The organism is Pseudalgibacter alginicilyticus (assembly GCF_001310225.1).
In the GTDB taxonomy this organism is placed as follows: domain Bacteria; phylum Bacteroidota; class Bacteroidia; order Flavobacteriales; family Flavobacteriaceae; genus Pseudalgibacter; species Pseudalgibacter alginicilyticus.
Genome location: NZ_CP012898.1, coordinates 3827204 through 3843105 on the forward strand (window position 1 = coordinate 3827204; position 15902 = coordinate 3843105).

General features: G+C 33.1%; 10 protein-coding genes and 1 pseudogene. All 11 read right to left on the reverse strand.

The annotated features are described in order from the left end of the window. Nucleotides 1-20: 20 nt before the first annotated feature. Nucleotides 21-722 (reverse strand): HAD family hydrolase, encoded by a 702-nt coding sequence (locus APS56_RS15885; RefSeq protein WP_054730676.1) that lies wholly within the window; start codon nt 720-722, stop codon nt 21-23. Then, nucleotides 688-1671 (reverse strand): Gfo/Idh/MocA family protein, encoded by a 984-nt coding sequence (locus tag APS56_RS15890; protein ID WP_054730678.1) that lies wholly within the window; start codon nt 1669-1671, stop codon nt 688-690. The genes APS56_RS15885 and APS56_RS15890 overlap by 35 nt, the downstream gene beginning before the upstream one ends. Then, entirely contained in the window at nt 1652-3364 is a 1713-nt protein-coding gene (locus APS56_RS15895) for a sodium:solute symporter family protein (RefSeq protein ID WP_054730681.1), read from the reverse strand. Before APS56_RS15895 ends, APS56_RS15890 begins: the two co-directional genes overlap by 20 nt. A gap of 98 nt (nt 3365-3462) precedes the next feature. Beyond that, nucleotides 3463-5982 carry a PIG-L family deacetylase gene (locus APS56_RS15900; protein ID WP_054731447.1) on the reverse strand — a complete coding sequence of 840 codons (2520 nt, stop codon included), beginning with the start codon at nt 5980-5982 and terminating at the stop codon, nt 3463-3465. Nucleotides 5983-6070: 88 nt separating this feature from the next. Then, nucleotides 6071-6532, reverse strand: coding sequence for a hypothetical protein (locus tag APS56_RS15905; protein ID WP_054730685.1), 462 nt, complete (start codon nt 6530-6532; stop codon nt 6071-6073). A gap of 215 nt (nt 6533-6747) precedes the next feature. Beyond that, a pseudogene (locus APS56_RS17315) lies at nt 6748-6954 on the reverse strand (YHYH protein); the annotation flags it as partial. A 351-nt stretch (nt 6955-7305) separates the two neighbouring features. Continuing rightward, entirely contained in the window at nt 7306-8160 is an 855-nt protein-coding gene (locus tag APS56_RS15910; protein WP_054730688.1) for an aldo/keto reductase, read from the reverse strand. Between the two features lie 127 nt (nt 8161-8287). Then, nucleotides 8288-9949, reverse strand: a complete 1662-nt coding sequence (locus tag APS56_RS15915) for an amidohydrolase family protein (RefSeq protein ID WP_236778437.1) — start codon at nt 9947-9949, stop codon at nt 8288-8290. Between the two features lie 723 nt (nt 9950-10672). After that, nucleotides 10673-12685 (reverse strand): hypothetical protein, encoded by a 2013-nt coding sequence (locus APS56_RS15920; RefSeq protein ID WP_054730693.1) that lies wholly within the window; start codon nt 12683-12685, stop codon nt 10673-10675. 611 nt (nt 12686-13296) lie between these two features. Then, nucleotides 13297-14034 (reverse strand): LytR/AlgR family response regulator transcription factor, encoded by a 738-nt coding sequence (locus tag APS56_RS15925; protein WP_054730696.1) that lies wholly within the window; start codon nt 14032-14034, stop codon nt 13297-13299. Between the two features lie 9 nt (nt 14035-14043). Continuing rightward, the gene (locus APS56_RS15930) at nt 14044-15837 is read right to left on the reverse strand and encodes a tetratricopeptide repeat-containing sensor histidine kinase (protein WP_054730700.1); all 1794 of its coding nucleotides are present in this window, start codon (nt 15835-15837) and stop codon (nt 14044-14046) included. Nucleotides 15838-15902: the final 65 nt, after the last annotated feature.

The window sequence follows — 15902 nt, forward strand, 5'->3', positions numbered from 1 at the left end:
TGTTAAAGGTTGCGTTTTTGTTATATAATGTTTAAGTCTTGAAAAGAGAAAATCAAGTGGTTTGGAGAATGTTTTTCTTCAACGTATTTGTAAGCATCATTATGAATGTTTAAACCGCTATCAATGAGCCCAACAGTTTTCCAACCCAATTCGTTTGGAGTAATGAAGTCTTTTCTGAAATTATCAGCAATATAATAATACTTGCAATTTTTAAACTTAGTTTCAACTAGCTGGAAGTTGTTTTTATGAGGTTTTTCAAAACCTGTTTCTTCAGATATAATAATTAAATCTAAAAAGGGTTCAATGTTTAATGCTTTTATTTTTTGTTTTTGTGTGGTAGATCTTCCGTCAGTTATTATAGCAATTTTGCCATTATTCTTTCTTATTTTTTCAAAAACAGTAATAACATTTTTTTTAGGCTTAATTAGAGGTTTATGATTTCTGTAACTTTCAATCAGTTGATTTTTAGGCACAGCATAGGTTTCTGAAAGAAAATTAAAAACATTAAGTTGTTGTCTGTAACGGGAAAACATATTTACAAATAGTAATTCCCAATTATCTGGGTTTAACTGTTTAGAAATTTCTGTATATGCTGACCTTAAAAAATCTATTTCATTATACAATGTGTCATCTAAATCAAAAACAAGAACCGTATTCTCATTAACTGTTATATCCATAAAAAAATTATTAATAGTTAAGTTTAATAATTTTTCGTACTTCATCCAAAGTTTTTATCAACTGTTTGCTAAAATTAAAAGACATGATATCACTTTCCGTCTTTTCTTGAATCAACAGTTCATTAAAGTGTATGGCTTCGTAATTATAGCCTATGGTTTTGTAATTAAAATCGATGGTTTCTTCTTTTTCATTTGTGGTAATTGTAACGGTTGAAGGGGAATGAAACTGGGTATTAATTTTAATTGTTCCATTTTCACAATAAAAGATAGCTTGAGTAGGTGTGTCTTCTAACAAAGTACTTTTTAAATCTGCAATAACTCCGTTTTTATAATTAAAAGACATGTTACACGACGCATCAATACCATTTTCAAAAAAAGTAGCGTTTGCATTCATTGTTTCTGGTTTCCCTAATGTTGAAAGTGCTGCAAAAATAGGGTAGATGCCAATATCTAAAAGGCTGCCACCTCCTAATGATTTTTCAAAAAGTCTGGAATTGGTGTTAAATGCTCTATAGAAGCCAAAATCAGCTTCCATTTTTAATATATTCCCGTAAGTTTTATTTTGTAGTGCTTTTAAAACAAATTGATAATGAGGTAAAAAGTATGTCCAAAGAGCCTCCATGAGTAATACGTTTTTTTCTTTGGCTTTTAAAATCATTTCATCTACTTCAATACCATTCATGGCAAATGGTTTTTCACATAAAACAGCAATACCATGTTCTAAACATAGAAGTGTATTTTCTTTGTGTAAAGCGTGGGGAGTAGCAATATAAACAGCATCAATGTTTTCGTCTTTTGCTAATGCTTCATAGTTGTTGTAAGCTTTTTTTGCGTTGTATTTTTTTGAAAAAGCATCCGCCTTTACTTGTGAGCGAGAAGCAACAGCATACAATTCAGAATTATCAATTGTCAATAAATCGGTTGCAAATTTGTTAGCAATATTTCCGAGGCCAATGATGCCCCAACGGATAATTTTATGATTTGAGTTGTTCATAATTTGAATTTATGGTTTGAAATAAACATGCAATGCTAATAACAATAACACAACCAACAAAGTTTAGCCATAAAAAGGGCAGATTGATTAATTCATTCTCGTTTAAAAAGTAGAGAGTAATAACAATAATTTGTGTAATGATAGCAGCAATAAAAACGGCATTTCCTTTAACGAATTTAAAGAAAAACGCCAACAGGAAAATACCTAATACATTGCCGTAAAAAATAGAGCCGATGATGTTTACCAATTGGATTAAGTTTTCGGCTAAGTTAGCTATACAAGCTACACCAATAGCAATAATACCCCAGGCAAAGGTGAACCATTTAGAGGCTTTAACCATTTGTTCCTCGGTTTTTTCAACCGTATTTCGTTTGTATAAATCTATGGTAGTTGTTGAGCCAAGTGCATTTAATTCAGATGCAGTACTGGACATGGCTGCACTCAATATAACAGCTAATAATAAACCAATGAGGCCACGCGGTAAATTGTTCAGTATAAAATGAATAAATACATAATCTTTATCATTACTTTCTATTTTAATTTTTTGCTTATCAGCAGCTTTGTCAATAAGTGAACGAGCTTGTTCTCTTAACTTTTCATTAGAAGCATCAATTGATAATAAATACTGAGAATCATTAAATTTTTTTGAATGTATAGATGTTTTAATATGATTTTGTTTATCAATAAAAACTTGCTGATGTTGCTTTTGGAGGTTTTTGTAATCATCAGCGTATTCCGAATTCAAAACTACCTCCGTGCCAACAGGATTAAAATTTAATGGTGCTTGATTGAATTGATAAAACACAAATACCATGACCCCAACAATTAAGATAAAAAACTGCATTGGGATTTTTAAAAGACCATTGAAAAGCAAGCCTAATTGCATTTCTTTTACAGATTTTCCAGATAAGTATCGTTGTACTTGACTTTGGTCCGTCCCAAAATAAGAGAGCATTAAAAATGTACCACCAATTATGCCACTCCAAAATGTGTATCGATTATTTAAATCAAAAGAAAAATCTAATACTTCCATTTTTCCACTGGCACCAGCAATATTAAGTGCTTTGCTAAATGTGATGTCTGTAGGTAGCTTGCTAACAATTAAAAAGAAAGCCACTAACATACCAAAAAATATTATTACCATTTGATGTTTTTGAGTAACATTAACAGCACGTGTCCCTCCAGAAACGGTATAGATAATAACCAAAAAACCAATGATGATGTTTAGTGTTAACAAGTCCCAACCTAAAACCACAGAAAGTATAATGGCAGGAGCAAAAATGGTGATACCTGCAGCCAAGCCACGTTGTATTAAAAACAAAATTGCAGTGAGGGTTCTGGTTTTTAAATCGAATCTGTTTTCCAAAAATTCATAAGCCGTATACACTTTTAGTCGGTGGTATAATGGAATAAAAACCATACAAATAACCACCATGGCAATAGGTAACCCGAAATAGAATTGTACAAAGCCCATACCATCATTAAAGGCCTGTCCCGGGGTTGATAAAAAGGTAATGGCACTGGCTTGAGTTGCCATAACTGATAGACCTATAGTCCACCATTTTGATGTGTTACCACCTCTTAAATAGTCCTGCACATTTTTGCTTCCACGGGTCTGCCATGTTCCATAGCTTACTATGGCTATTAATGTAACTGCTAAAACGGTCCAATCAATCCAACTGAGTGTTTGCATGAATTAAAAGGCTTTTGTTATTAGGTAAAATAAGATAAAGTATATGGCGTTGGCCACCAATACGAGTGTGTACATTTTTTGCCATTTATAGTGTTTCATTATTTAGAGTCTTTTGTGTTTATATTACCTTTTCCAATGGAAAGTATATTGGCAAATAATCGGTAAGCACCAGAAACTCCTTCAGGAAATTCTCTAAAAAAGCTTAAGCCTGTATAAATATAGTAGCCTTTCCCATATTTCGCGACAATTAAGCTGCCTTTTTTTGCAGACTCGCCTTTATCGCTCATAGATAAAATAGGGGTAAAAGCTTTGTCCCAATCACTTGGAAAATACAACCCACGTTCTTGTTTCCAGTCTTCAAAATCTTGTTTTGTTATTTTGTTTGGGTAATTTAATAACGGATGATTGGGAGCTAAAAATGTTACGTCAGCATTTTCATCAGTTACACGGTCACGAGATAATGTTAAATCATACGGTGCTAATTCATTTGTAAGTAAGCCACGATTGGTGTTGTATTGTACTACCATGTTACCACCATTAGCCACAAAATCAAATAAAAATTGTTGCTTAAATTTCAATGTTTCAACAGTATTATAAGCTCTAATACCAATAACTACAGCGTCAAAAGAACTTAATGTTTCAGGGGTAATAGACTCCGGTTTTAGGATAGTAACATTATATCCTATTTGTCTTAAGCTTTCTGGAACCACATCACCAGCCCCTTCAATGTAAGCAATGTTTTCTCCTTTCTTTTTAATATCTAAGCGAACCATTTTACTCTCACTAGGAAGTAAAATGGTTTGAAATGGTATGTGGTTATAGTCAATTTCAATAAGCTCTTTAGAATACTGTTTATCATTTATAGAAACAATGGGAGAAATATACCCTTCGCTTTGATGAATTGGCGGAGTGATGGTGAACACAAATTTTTGTTCTTCTCCTTTATGGGGAATTAGTATTTTTTGTTTTTGAGGATATATTTTCCAATCATTAGGGTGCGATATTTCTATATAGCCTTCTAAATTATTGCGACCTGCTTTTACTGTTACTGAAATTTCTTTTTGATGGGTATTTTCAAAAATGATAACTTTTTCAGAGATTTTAGCAGATGCCTCGGGAATAATTTCAAAAGGTTTATAAACCTCGCCTTTAACGGGGTCATTGGTTTTATAAACGATGGGTTTTGAATATGAAATTGGGGTGCCTTCAATCATAAGGTTAAAAACAATATTATTTGGCTTAGGAGTTTCAGGTAAACCAATCCAAAGAGGATTATCTACATGATACATACCCAATGTTCCTTTTTTACTTAACCAATATGGTGTGGTTGGAGCTTGGTTAGCTTCAATTGTTATGGTTTCACTAAAATGGTATCCAATATTGTTTTTTAATTGTATGCTTTTTTGAATAGCTAATTTATTGGAAGTTATATAATTTTCTAAAACAATATTTGAATGGCTTCTGTTAATAGCTTCAATATTGATTTTAATAGTTTCGTTATTGGTGGTATGATTGGTACTTGATGAGGCTTCCAAATACAGTCCAGCACAAGCCGCAATGATGTTTTTTATTTCTTTAGATTTGAGCTGTTTCCAATGTTCATTATTTAAATTTTGAATTAATTGATAAGCGCGAACTAACTCTTTTATTGAAGCTGAAGGATTATTAAAGTTATAATTTTTTTGTACTTGATTTAAAATACTTTCAATAGCTTGTCCGCCTTCAATACGGCTCCATGATGTATCAATACCTTCAAAAATGTTTAATTTGTCTTGAGGAAAATCCCCTTTTATCAGTTCTAAATATTCAAACAATTCGCCCCGTGTTCCAGTATTTCCAAAGCCTTGTGATGCATGCATACTTCTACTTAAAGCAGCAATTTCAGTATTACTCAATCCGCTTGACGCATAATAAACCCCTAAGTCCAAACTAATAAAATTTGATTTATCTACTTCATCTAATTTTTCTTGGCTGCCATAAAACCGCCAAGAAGGATTGAAAAATACACGTTTTGGTTGCCAAACATCAACATTTTTTAGTTGATCAGGGTAGGCTGAATTGTTGTTAGCTAAATCAAAAGCTTCAACACTTAATATTGCTGAAGTTGTATGATGTCCATGTGTGTTTCCAGAACTTCTATGGTCAAATCGGTTTATTATAACATCTGGTTTAAACTTTCTAATGGCTAAAACCACATCGCTTAATATTTCCTCTTTGTTCCAAATAGTTAAGGTTTCGTCTGGGTGTTTTGAAAATCCAAAATCGTTGGCTCTTGTAAACAGTTGTTCGCCACCATCAATGCGTCTAGCACCCAATAATTCTTGGGTTCGGATAACACCCAATTGTTCCCTGATTTCTGGGCCTATTAAATTTTGTCCGCCATCACCACGTGTTAAAGACAGATAAGCCGTCCGTGCATTGACATGATTGGCCATATAGGAAATAAGTCTGGTGTTTTCATCGTCAGGGTGAGCAGCTACATATAAAACTGAGCCTAAAAAATTAAGTTTTTGAATGGACTGATAAATTTCGGAAGCATTAGGTTTTTGGGGGTGTTGGGCTTGTGTTGAAAAAGATATAAAACCTATTAAAATAAGGAAAAGTAAACGTTTTTGCATCATAAGTGTTTGCTAATTTTTCAAATATAAAAAAGAAACCAGCGGAATGGCTGGTTTTAATTTTTATTTAACGGTTTGAAAACATGAATCAGATTTTACGCAGTTTGTCTGTTTTAGGTTCTTTAGGGTTGAAATTTCCTTGGTTTTGATTAAAAAAAAGTTCTTGAATAGAGTCCATACGCTGCATCATACTTTTTATGTGTTCATCATGATTCATAAATCCGTTATAAAAGAAGTTGTCTGGGGTGAAATTGCCAGATAAAGAATCTGGTTTAAAAAAATCATTAAAAAATGAATCGTTAAAAAATGAATGGCTGTTAAAATGTTGTTGAAACTTTTGCTTTAAACTATCGTGCAATTTACCATTGGTAGCATAACTATAGGAATAAATGGAATCGTATTTTATCAAATTTCCAAATTCATCATATTTTTTGTTTACGTGAACGTTTTCATTGGGTTTTATAGTGTTTTCTTCACTTTTTTGTTTGTCTTGTCCCGAACAGTTAAAAAATAAAAGACAAAACAAAAGTATAAGATTTAGAGTTTTCATCGTTTTATATTTTTAGAATTACACAATATTTTTGGTAGTAAAATTTCAAAAAATATACCAAATGCGCGAAGTCAAATAGGAGAGAGTTTTAAAATGTCAAATTGACAGAGCTACTTTTTTTGATGAGTTTGTTTATGGTGTTTTTGATTTATTCTTTTACTTCTGTGTAACTGGGTAATCCGTGTAAGCATTTTATAATTTGGTTTCCATCTGGTTCACCTGCGTGACATGATAGTCTTTAGGTCATCAAAGTGTCCACTATAGTTATCTAAAGTAGGTTTGTTACCGTTTTTGACTATCAACCCAGAGATACCAAATCCGTCAATTGCATAACCAATTATTGCTGCGTGTAAATTAGTTTGAGTAGTTTCCTTCGTTGAGCCTGAAACAGCATGGTAATGATATCCTTCGTGCAGCTTTACGTGACCGTCTTGGTCTTACAATGGCACAATTGTATGGGTAGTTAATATAGTGTGAGTTGGTGCAGATGAGGGGGCATAATTCACTCCGTTAAAAGCTAATATTATATCTCTTCTTCTAAAATTTAGAGGAGTTTTAGATATTTTGAAGCTACTGGAATTATAAAATTAGTTATTTGATCTTTGATATATTCGGGTAAGCATTCCGTTCATTTCTGAAATTATTTGTTCAGAAAAAGGTCTCTGTTGATTCGGTTCTTGTTATTCTTTTTTTTCTTGATTTGATTTGTAAGAAATTAAGATTAATAAAGGTGATATTAGCAATAAGACATATTTTGTTTTTTTGAGTTTATTTTAATTTTTAATATCTAAGACATCAGGCCAAATATTAGGCAATTCTCCGCTAAATCCCATTTCTGGTAGCTCATTTATTAGCAGCATTTCTTTATCTGATAATTTAAAGTCGAAAATGTTAAAGTTATCTTCAATTCTTTTCAGTGTATTTGATTTCGGAATACTGATGACTCCGTGCTGAGTAATCCATCTTAAACAGATTTGAGCTATAGATTTATGGTGGTGTTTAGCTAGGGATTGGATTACTTCATTTCCAAATACTTTGCCGCGTGCCAACGGTGACCAAGATTCAACCATAATATCATTCGATTTGCAAAATTCAGTCAATTCTGGTTGCCAATAACCGGGGTGGAATTCAATTTGATTGATAGCTGGTGCCACATTTGCAGTTAAAAAAAGAGCTTCTAAATGTTCTTGCCAAAAATTACTTAGCCCTATGGATTTTATTTTCCCGTCAGCTTGCAATTCCTCCATAGCACGCCAAGTATCAGCATTTGTTTTTTGCCAATCGTCATAATTCCTTGCATTGGCAGGCCAATGGATTAAATATAGGTCAATATAATCCAACTTTAAGGTTTTTAATGACTTGTTAAAGGCTTTTTTAGTTGCTTCGTATCCTAAATTTTCACGCCATAATTTTGTGGTTATTATAATTTCTTTTCTATCAAAGCCACTTTCATGTATGGCTGTACCAACTTCTTTCTCATTGTTATATTTGGCAGCGGTGTCAAACATTCTGTAGCCTATTTTTAAGGCATTCTTTATGGATTGAATACCTTCTTGCTCTGTAGATTTGTATGTTCCAAAACCTATAATAGGTAGTTTATTACCGTCGTTTAATACTATTTCTTTCATCTAGTTTTTTAGCGTTTTTATATTGCCACTATGGTGTCTGTTAAAGGAAAGGTTGTCTAAATTTTAGAATAAAATTCAAATGTAGCAATCGTGCAACGACTTTTTTATATTAACAAGACATCATTTTTTACTGAATAAAATATACTCTTTTAATTTTATTGTTTTCAATGTGATAAATAGCTACAGCTTCAATGATTTTATTTCCAAATTGAACACGCTCTTTATCTATAACAATATTACCTTGAACAATTCTCTCTTTTAGTTCACAATGTAGGTTAGGTATTTTGTCAAACATTTTTGAATAGTGTTTTCTCATTGTTTCTTTACCTCTATAAAGCAGTTTGTCAGGATAAGAATAAATTTCAACGTCATCTGCATATGGTTCTAAAAAGGCATCGATATTTCTAAAATTATATGCATTTAATTGTCTTTGAGCTAAATCAGTTGGTGAGTCTTTAATAAGTGTATTAGGTTTAATAAAGACCCCTTTATTGATAACCGTATTTATTTTGGTAACATTTTCAATGTCTTCAATCGGGTTGGCATCTAATAATACAAGATTTGCTTTTTTGCCAATAGTGACTGTACCAAATTCATTTTCCTTATCAAAAACTTTTGCACCATTTAAAGTTGAAGCTTGAATGATTTTCCAATTACTCATTCCGCTTTTTCGCATAGCTTTTAATTCTTTTAAGTAGGATGAAGCGTGTAAAGTACCAATATTTCCTGCGTCAGTACCAGTAGCAATTAAAACTCCTGCATCTGATAAAATTTTTAAATTAACCAAACTAATTGAGTCTGTTTTTTTTAAGTTTTCAATACTTTTTTGAGAGTTTGCATAGTTTTTATAATTCTTCACTAATGTAGTATCAGATAAATGTTTTAAATCCAATAAAGAACCTAATTGATGTGAATCTGCTTTTAGTAACTCATAGTTACTTATATTTAATTTTTGACCGAATGTATTAACGTATCCATTGTGAACAATTAATGTTGGGCTGAGTATCGTTTTGTTTTTCTTCAATAATTTAACAAAATCATCTTTTAAAATTTCATCATCTATACTATGCACCAAAAAATCAGCCCCATTTTCAACAGCCAATTGAGCTGTAATCCTTTGGGTTGCATGCACAGCTACTTTTAAATTGTTTTTATGTGCTTCATTTATTATTGCTTTTATAATTGGAAGGTTTTTGTGAGCACTTTCTTCTATGCTTAAACCGTCAACTCCTACTATATACCAGATTTTTATAAAATCGGGTTTGTATTTTAGCTGTTTTTGAACTCCATTAATACCATCTTCAATAGTTTTTGTTAATATAAAAGGTTCATTTTCTCCTAAGTCTTCATAGACTTTTGGTTCATAGGTAGTCAATAAGGGACCAGTAATAAAAATGGAAGGAGAGAATGGTTTATCTGTAAAATTATTTCGTTGCTTCAGTAAATGATAGTTTGCACCTACATCTATAACGGTTGTAATTCCATTTTCAACATATCTTTTTAATTTGGTTTCCATATCAGTGTTTGCATAGGCTATTTCCTGATTATAATCTTTAAATTTTCGAAGATCTATAGCATCAGGACGTGTATATAATCCTCCATTTTGGAAAAAATGAATATGTGTATCTATTAAGCCAGGAATCAAATATTTACCCGTTCCATCTATTATTGTGGCATTTTTTGGTAAGATTTTATTATTGCTTTTATGAATGTTTGATATTAAATCGTCAGTAATAATCACTGTTTGATTAGATATTAATTTTTGTTTTTCAACGTCAATAATGGTCACATTTTTGATGCAGGTTTGAGTATATAGATAGTTTGAAAAGATAAAAAGCAATAAGGGGAAGAGGCATTTATTTTTCATTTCATAAAGTATTATTGTTTCATAAGTGTTATTAGCTTGTACCTATTGGTTTTGTGTATGTCTCGTTTAGAATACTCATAGCTTATTTTCTACAGTGACTGAAAGATAGTCAATAAGATTGAATTTTTTAGAGGAAATTCAGCAGTAATGGACTATGTATATTTTAAGTTTGCCCAGTTGGTTGGAAGGAGAAATTTTCAATATCTTATGTGTTGTTTAGCATTGGCATCACACATTCTGTATTGCTATCGGTATTTTTTAACTTGGATATCGTTTCAAATTTTTTCGTTATTTTTCGAACCAAACCATGTTATTATAACAGTTTTTAAGGTTACTAAGGTAAAAAGTTAGTAGAAAGCCTTTGCTATTACAAAAGTAGTAGGCCTTATGATGAAAATTTTGTTTCCAAATTAGTTTTTAAAAGGATTCGTTTTTTTACCATAATACTTTGTTTGGCTTTCGTATTTTTTCAATCTCATTTTCAATAAATAGCAGGAACGAGAATTGCAATCTGCTTGGACATCGCGTTTGCTTAATATATTTTTAAATGTCGAAATGTAATGTCACATTTTATTGTCATTTGTTGTTATATAGGATTATGCTCAATAGGACACTGAAGAAAAAAATCGTTGTAGTTTTTATTAATTACCAGCTTTTTTTATTGTAATATCCTTGTCTCAATTTAGCAATAACCTGTCTGTTTACTGCCTTACAAGGCGTAAAAAAGCTTGGATAAGTTATACAATCAGGGATCCCATTTTTAAAGGTCAACACTGCGGTATCTCGTCTTCCTCCAGAAGAGGTTTCATATCTATAGTTTGCTTCAATTCGACTTGGAATATTACGACCTGATACCTTTTGAATGCTTTTTATAGTTACGTACCCAGGAACGTATTTAAACATCCAACTTTTAGAATCAGCATAAAATAAATCATTCATTAATTTGGAGTAATCAATTTCTGTAGAATAATCTACACCTCCAGATGTTAATCGAGATGCATTATTCTGACCAAATGTTAAAGGGGGCTCGTTATAAATGTAAGCTATAATATTATTTTCAAGTCTCTTAATCGCCTTACTTTCACAACCATTAATGGTTAAAAGCTTTTCTATATCGTCAATGATTTCTCTTGCTTTGAAAGCATCCTTGGTTATATCGCCTAAACGTTCTGGGTTTCCCAACATGCTGAAGTAATTTGCCAAGGTAGTTACCGTTTGAGCACTTGTGAGGGTTTCATAGGCTCTATACACTTTTGGTGAAGCAAAGATGCCTGTTGGAATTTTTCTATATTTAACACAAACTCTACTTATTTCAACTCCATATCCGTTGGTGGTAATTTGCTCTCGTTCACATTCAGATTTCATGAGCTGAATTTTGTCATTAGGAAGGCTTGATTTACAATTTCTACTAAATGCCCTTACATATCCACTGAAGACAGCACCAAATGCAGTTTCGTCTCTGGTGAAATCCAATTTATCAAATTCACCTTCAAATAGATGTTGAATTAATGATGCATGAGTCAAACCGGTAGTATTAATTGAAAAACGCTCTCCGCCATTTGTTTGAGCGGATTTTAAGGCTTGAACTCGTTGTTCTGCCAACTGAAGTTCTTTTTCTTTTTGACGTAACCGTGCTTCTTTTTCTTCCGCAGCTTGACGTTTTCTTTGAGCTTCTTGCCGTCTATTATTGTCAGCTAATCTGGCTCTGTTAACATAAGCTTTAGCTGCAGAAGTTCGAGAAACATTAAAGTCTAATCGGTCATTTTTTCTTTCAATTCCCACATTAAAGAAGTGAATATTAGTGGTATTTGAATAAGATGAGGGGGTAATGTATATTGCAAGTTCTTCTGTATTAGGTAAATATTTTAAGTTTTCATGTGCTCCAAATGATTTGTTTTTTAAACACTTTTTTAATTCATATTCAATATTTTCTATCCAACTTATGGCAGGATTGTCAAGAGAGAAGTTGCCAGTTTTTGGGTAAGTAAATGTTGCTTTAACCGAACGCTGATTAGGATTGGGATTTTCAGAATACACTTTGTATACACTTTTGTAGCCAGTTGACCCTAAATTTACTTTACCTCTACTGCGTTTACCAGCTTCCTTAAGTACTTCTTCAAAATACGGGTTAAATAAAACTGGTACCTTTTGATAAGTTGATATCTTCCTGTATTTGCCTTGATAGGAGTATCCAACTTTCATTTCAAATTCTTGAGAAGAATTTTTTGGTATATTAAATTTTGATACTTTACTAATATTTAGTTTGATCTGACCGTTTTGTTCTCCCGCGGATTTAGCCATGTAATCAATTATCAATTCAGAACTTGATTCGTAAGTTATCGCTGTAAAATAAGAACGTTTTGGAGTGCCTCTTCCTTTTTTATTATCGTAGACCTCTAAAAGACCAACCATTGTCTTGGGGCGGATTGTCTTTTTAGCGACACGGTCATACAAATCCCGGTACTTGGTATTGGGGTAGTTGTATACGAAAACATGTAATCGTACTAGAGATTTGCTTCTTGAAGTAGCTATTATCCCTTCATAAGCTCCGTTATAGCTAGAAGTAATTGTTACATCCTCTGCGTTTAAGGAATATGGTTTCTGAATTGAACTAAAAGCGAATAGTAATGTAAGTAAAATGTGATGTAAATTGGTCATAATTATTTGGTTATTAATAGTATTTTTCTATTTACAAATATTTTGGCAATTTCTCACAAATACTTTAACCTCGGTTGCTGTTGGTTTTAGGCATATGATTTGACCATATCGTAGCTCTTTCCTAACTAAGCCGCCAATCAAGATTTGTTAATTCCTTTCTCTTCTAATACCTCTTATATTCGGTTCATTTTCAACTCTTTCATTTGAATTACTAATATAAAGAACTATTTTAATATACCATAAAATGAGTAGATAAATAATTATTAAGTTTATGTAATCGCAGGGGAAAGGCAAGCTCTTTTTATTATGTAAGTTACGAGTAAAATGAAATGTGCTTGAATGTGCGGTTGGTTTTTCAGAGCTTGTTTACAGTGGCAAATTTAAGAATAACAGCCAATTTCGTGTTACTTTTCTGTTAAGTCACACATAAGTTGGAGTGGAAAAAAAATCTTTAATTGAATACTTTTCGGCTAATATTTTTCTATAACGTTACCACATATTTTTTTGCATTCTGTTAGGTGTTAGCGGAGAAAAAGTCGTATTCTTTGCCAAATTTTAGTTTAGATTGTGCTTGTTTGATTTGGCAATATGTATGACTTAGCTTGCAAAAATTAAATCCTGTTACAAACCTTTATAAACTCCTCTTTTCTTCTGATAGAAATCTCCAATTTGGTATTATCCAAAAGAGTTACATAGCCACTTTTAGCATAGGATTTAACGTGATTCAGATTGATAAGGTGCGAATTGTGTATCCTGAAAAATTTGTGATTAGATAAAAGTCCTTCAAAATGTTTCAAGGGCTTTGAAACGGTGTGTTTTATGCTGTCTATTGTGAAAATATGGGTATAGTTCACATCAGCTTCACACCTTACAATATCTGTGATATTGAGAAAATTATACCCCTCTTTGGTAGGGATGCTTATCCTTTTTATAGTAGGCTCTTTGTAAAGGTGTGAAAACAATACGTTGATTCGTTCGTTGAGTTGGTTTTGCTCCACCCGCTCAAAAGCCTTTCGTATGGCATTTTCAAAATCGTCTTTGGCAATGGGTTTCAGTAAATAGTCTATAGCAGAAAATTTGAAGGCTTCTATGGCATATTGTTCATAAGCTGTAGTAAAAATCAAACAGAAATTACGGTTAGAAATTGACGAAAGTACATCGAATCCGGTTTTATCGTGCAGTTGCACATCAAGGAATACAATGTTGGGATGCAGGGTTTCAATGCCCTTTATTGCTCCATCTACGGTATCAAAGCATATAGTTTCTATTTTGTCTTTATATGGTTCTAACAAAGCAAGGAGGCGGTCCGTACAGTGTTGTTCATCGTCAATTACGGCTATGTTCATCATTATTTGTTTTTAAAAAGCGGTTTGCAGTGGAAGGCTTATTTCAATCCGGGTACCTGAATCATTGGGCTTGTCTATAATTTGAAGTTTACCATTTGCGTTTTTCTGTTTATTCAGAATTTTTATACGGTTTTCAGTAATAGTAATGCCCATTGATTTTTTATTGTGGGATTCCGTTCCGGTTTGGTTTCTTCCCGAGCCGTTGTCGTCCACGCTGCAAACCAGTATGCCATCTACTTTTTTTATTTCCACCAAAATATGCCCGTTGGAATCTTTGGATTTAAAGCCGTGCCAAATGCTGTTCTCTATAAATGGCTGTAAGATTAGCGGTGGGACAAGGGTGTTTTCGGCATCAATATCGTTGGCTATTTTTACCGTATAGGAGAATCTGTCCGGAAGCCTTTTGGATTCCACTTGCAGATAGAGTTCTATGAATTTCAAGTCTTCGCTTAACGGTATTTCTTTGAATTCCGAATTTTCGAGCGACATCCGCATCAGTTTCGCAAATCGGGTTAGGTAGTCCTGAGCGAAAGTGGTGTCGTTTTTCAAAATATAATCGCCTATGGAGTTGAGTGAATTAAAGATAAAATGCGGGTTCATCTGTGCACGAAGTGCTTTCAGTTCGGTGTCTGAAACCAAAGCTTTAAACTCGGCTTCTTGCTTCTGTGCTAGTGTATCCCTTTTGCGTTTGTACAGGATAAAGCCTAAAATAGACATCAATAGCAGTCCGATTCCGCCCAAAACGAAAGCTCTTTTTATGGTGGCTTGCCGTTTTATTTCGGCTTCTATGAGTATGTGTTCATTTTCAAAATCAAACGCCATTTGCTTGCGGGCTATTTCTACTCTGCGGTTTTGGTTGTTCAGACTGTCTTTTAGTGAGGAAAATTTAATGTGGGCTTCCAGGGCTTTTTTGTATTCACCTTTAGCAGTAAAAACATCGGCCAAAGTCCCCCAAGCCGATTTTTGCATAAACAGGTTTTCTTGTGTTTCGCTTAGCTTTAATGATTCTTTAGCAAAATATTCAGATTTTTCAAGGTTCCCGGTTTTTAGATAAGCCATAGACGCATTGGCATATGCAGTGGGGCGAACAAATTCAATACCATAAGCGTCGATCAAGCCCAAACTTTTTTCAACAGATATTACGGCTTCTTCTGCATTTCCAGCGTTTTCATACATTAGTGACAAATTACTGTATAAATTAGCCTTGTATGTAGGGTTTGTCTCTAATTGTTTAAGTGTAAGGGCTTTTTTGTAATAGAAAATAGCCGAATCGGTTTTTCTCAACGCCCCGTAAACATTGGCAATATTGGCAGTAGCCGTAAGTTCTAATGCTTTGTTGTTTTGTAAAATTTCCTTAAATCCATGCAATGCCTTTTCATATTCTTCCTGCTCGTAATGAATGGTGGCAATTCCACCAAGGATGCCCCACTTTAAATAACTTAAAGAAGGATTGTGTTCTGCTACGGAAAGGGCTTTATGGTAGTAGTCTAAGGCTTTGTAGGGATTTGAAAATGCATATTGACTGATGAGTGCCAAACGTTCATACGCCAACATAATTCCTTTTGGATATGTTGTTTTTTTGGCATTTACTAAGGTTTGTTGGGCAAAATCCGTTAATGTACTGTCAGCAGGGTTGGCAAATAGGGCTTGCTTGGTGTAATTGTTTCTAAGATTGATAGCTGTTGTATCGGAGGCAGGCAATGATGCAATACGGTTTAACAGTAAATCAAGCTCCTTTTGTAGCTCCTGACCGTTAGCTAAAGCACAGGAAACGAATAGAAAAAGTAATGTAAAAACACCCTTCATAAATACATTGTAAGCCCTGTAAAGATACTGTTTTTAACAAATAATCATTTCATTACATCAGAAAA

Excerpts from the sequence above, each read along its gene's own strand:
- APS56_RS15885 (WP_054730676.1), bottom strand. The coding sequence starts at position 722 with ATGAAGTACGAAAAATTATTAAACTTAACTATTAATAATTTTTTTATG.
- APS56_RS15900 (WP_054731447.1), bottom strand. The coding sequence starts at position 5,982 with ATGCAAAAACGTTTACTTTTCCTTATTTTAATAGGTTTTATATCTTTT.
- APS56_RS15930 (WP_054730700.1), bottom strand. The coding sequence starts at position 15,837 with ATGAAGGGTGTTTTTACATTACTTTTTCTATTCGTTTCCTGTGCTTTA.
- APS56_RS15895 (WP_054730681.1), bottom strand. The coding sequence starts at position 3,364 with ATGCAAACACTCAGTTGGATTGATTGGACCGTTTTAGCAGTTACATTA.
- APS56_RS15905 (WP_054730685.1), bottom strand. The coding sequence starts at position 6,532 with ATGAAAACTCTAAATCTTATACTTTTGTTTTGTCTTTTATTTTTTAAC.
- APS56_RS15890 (WP_054730678.1), bottom strand. The coding sequence starts at position 1,671 with ATGAACAACTCAAATCATAAAATTATCCGTTGGGGCATCATTGGCCTC.
- APS56_RS15925 (WP_054730696.1), bottom strand. The coding sequence starts at position 14,034 with ATGATGAACATAGCCGTAATTGACGATGAACAACACTGTACGGACCGC.
- APS56_RS15910 (WP_054730688.1), bottom strand. The coding sequence starts at position 8,160 with ATGAAAGAAATAGTATTAAACGACGGTAATAAACTACCTATTATAGGT.
- APS56_RS15920 (WP_054730693.1), bottom strand. The coding sequence starts at position 12,685 with ATGACCAATTTACATCACATTTTACTTACATTACTATTCGCTTTTAGT.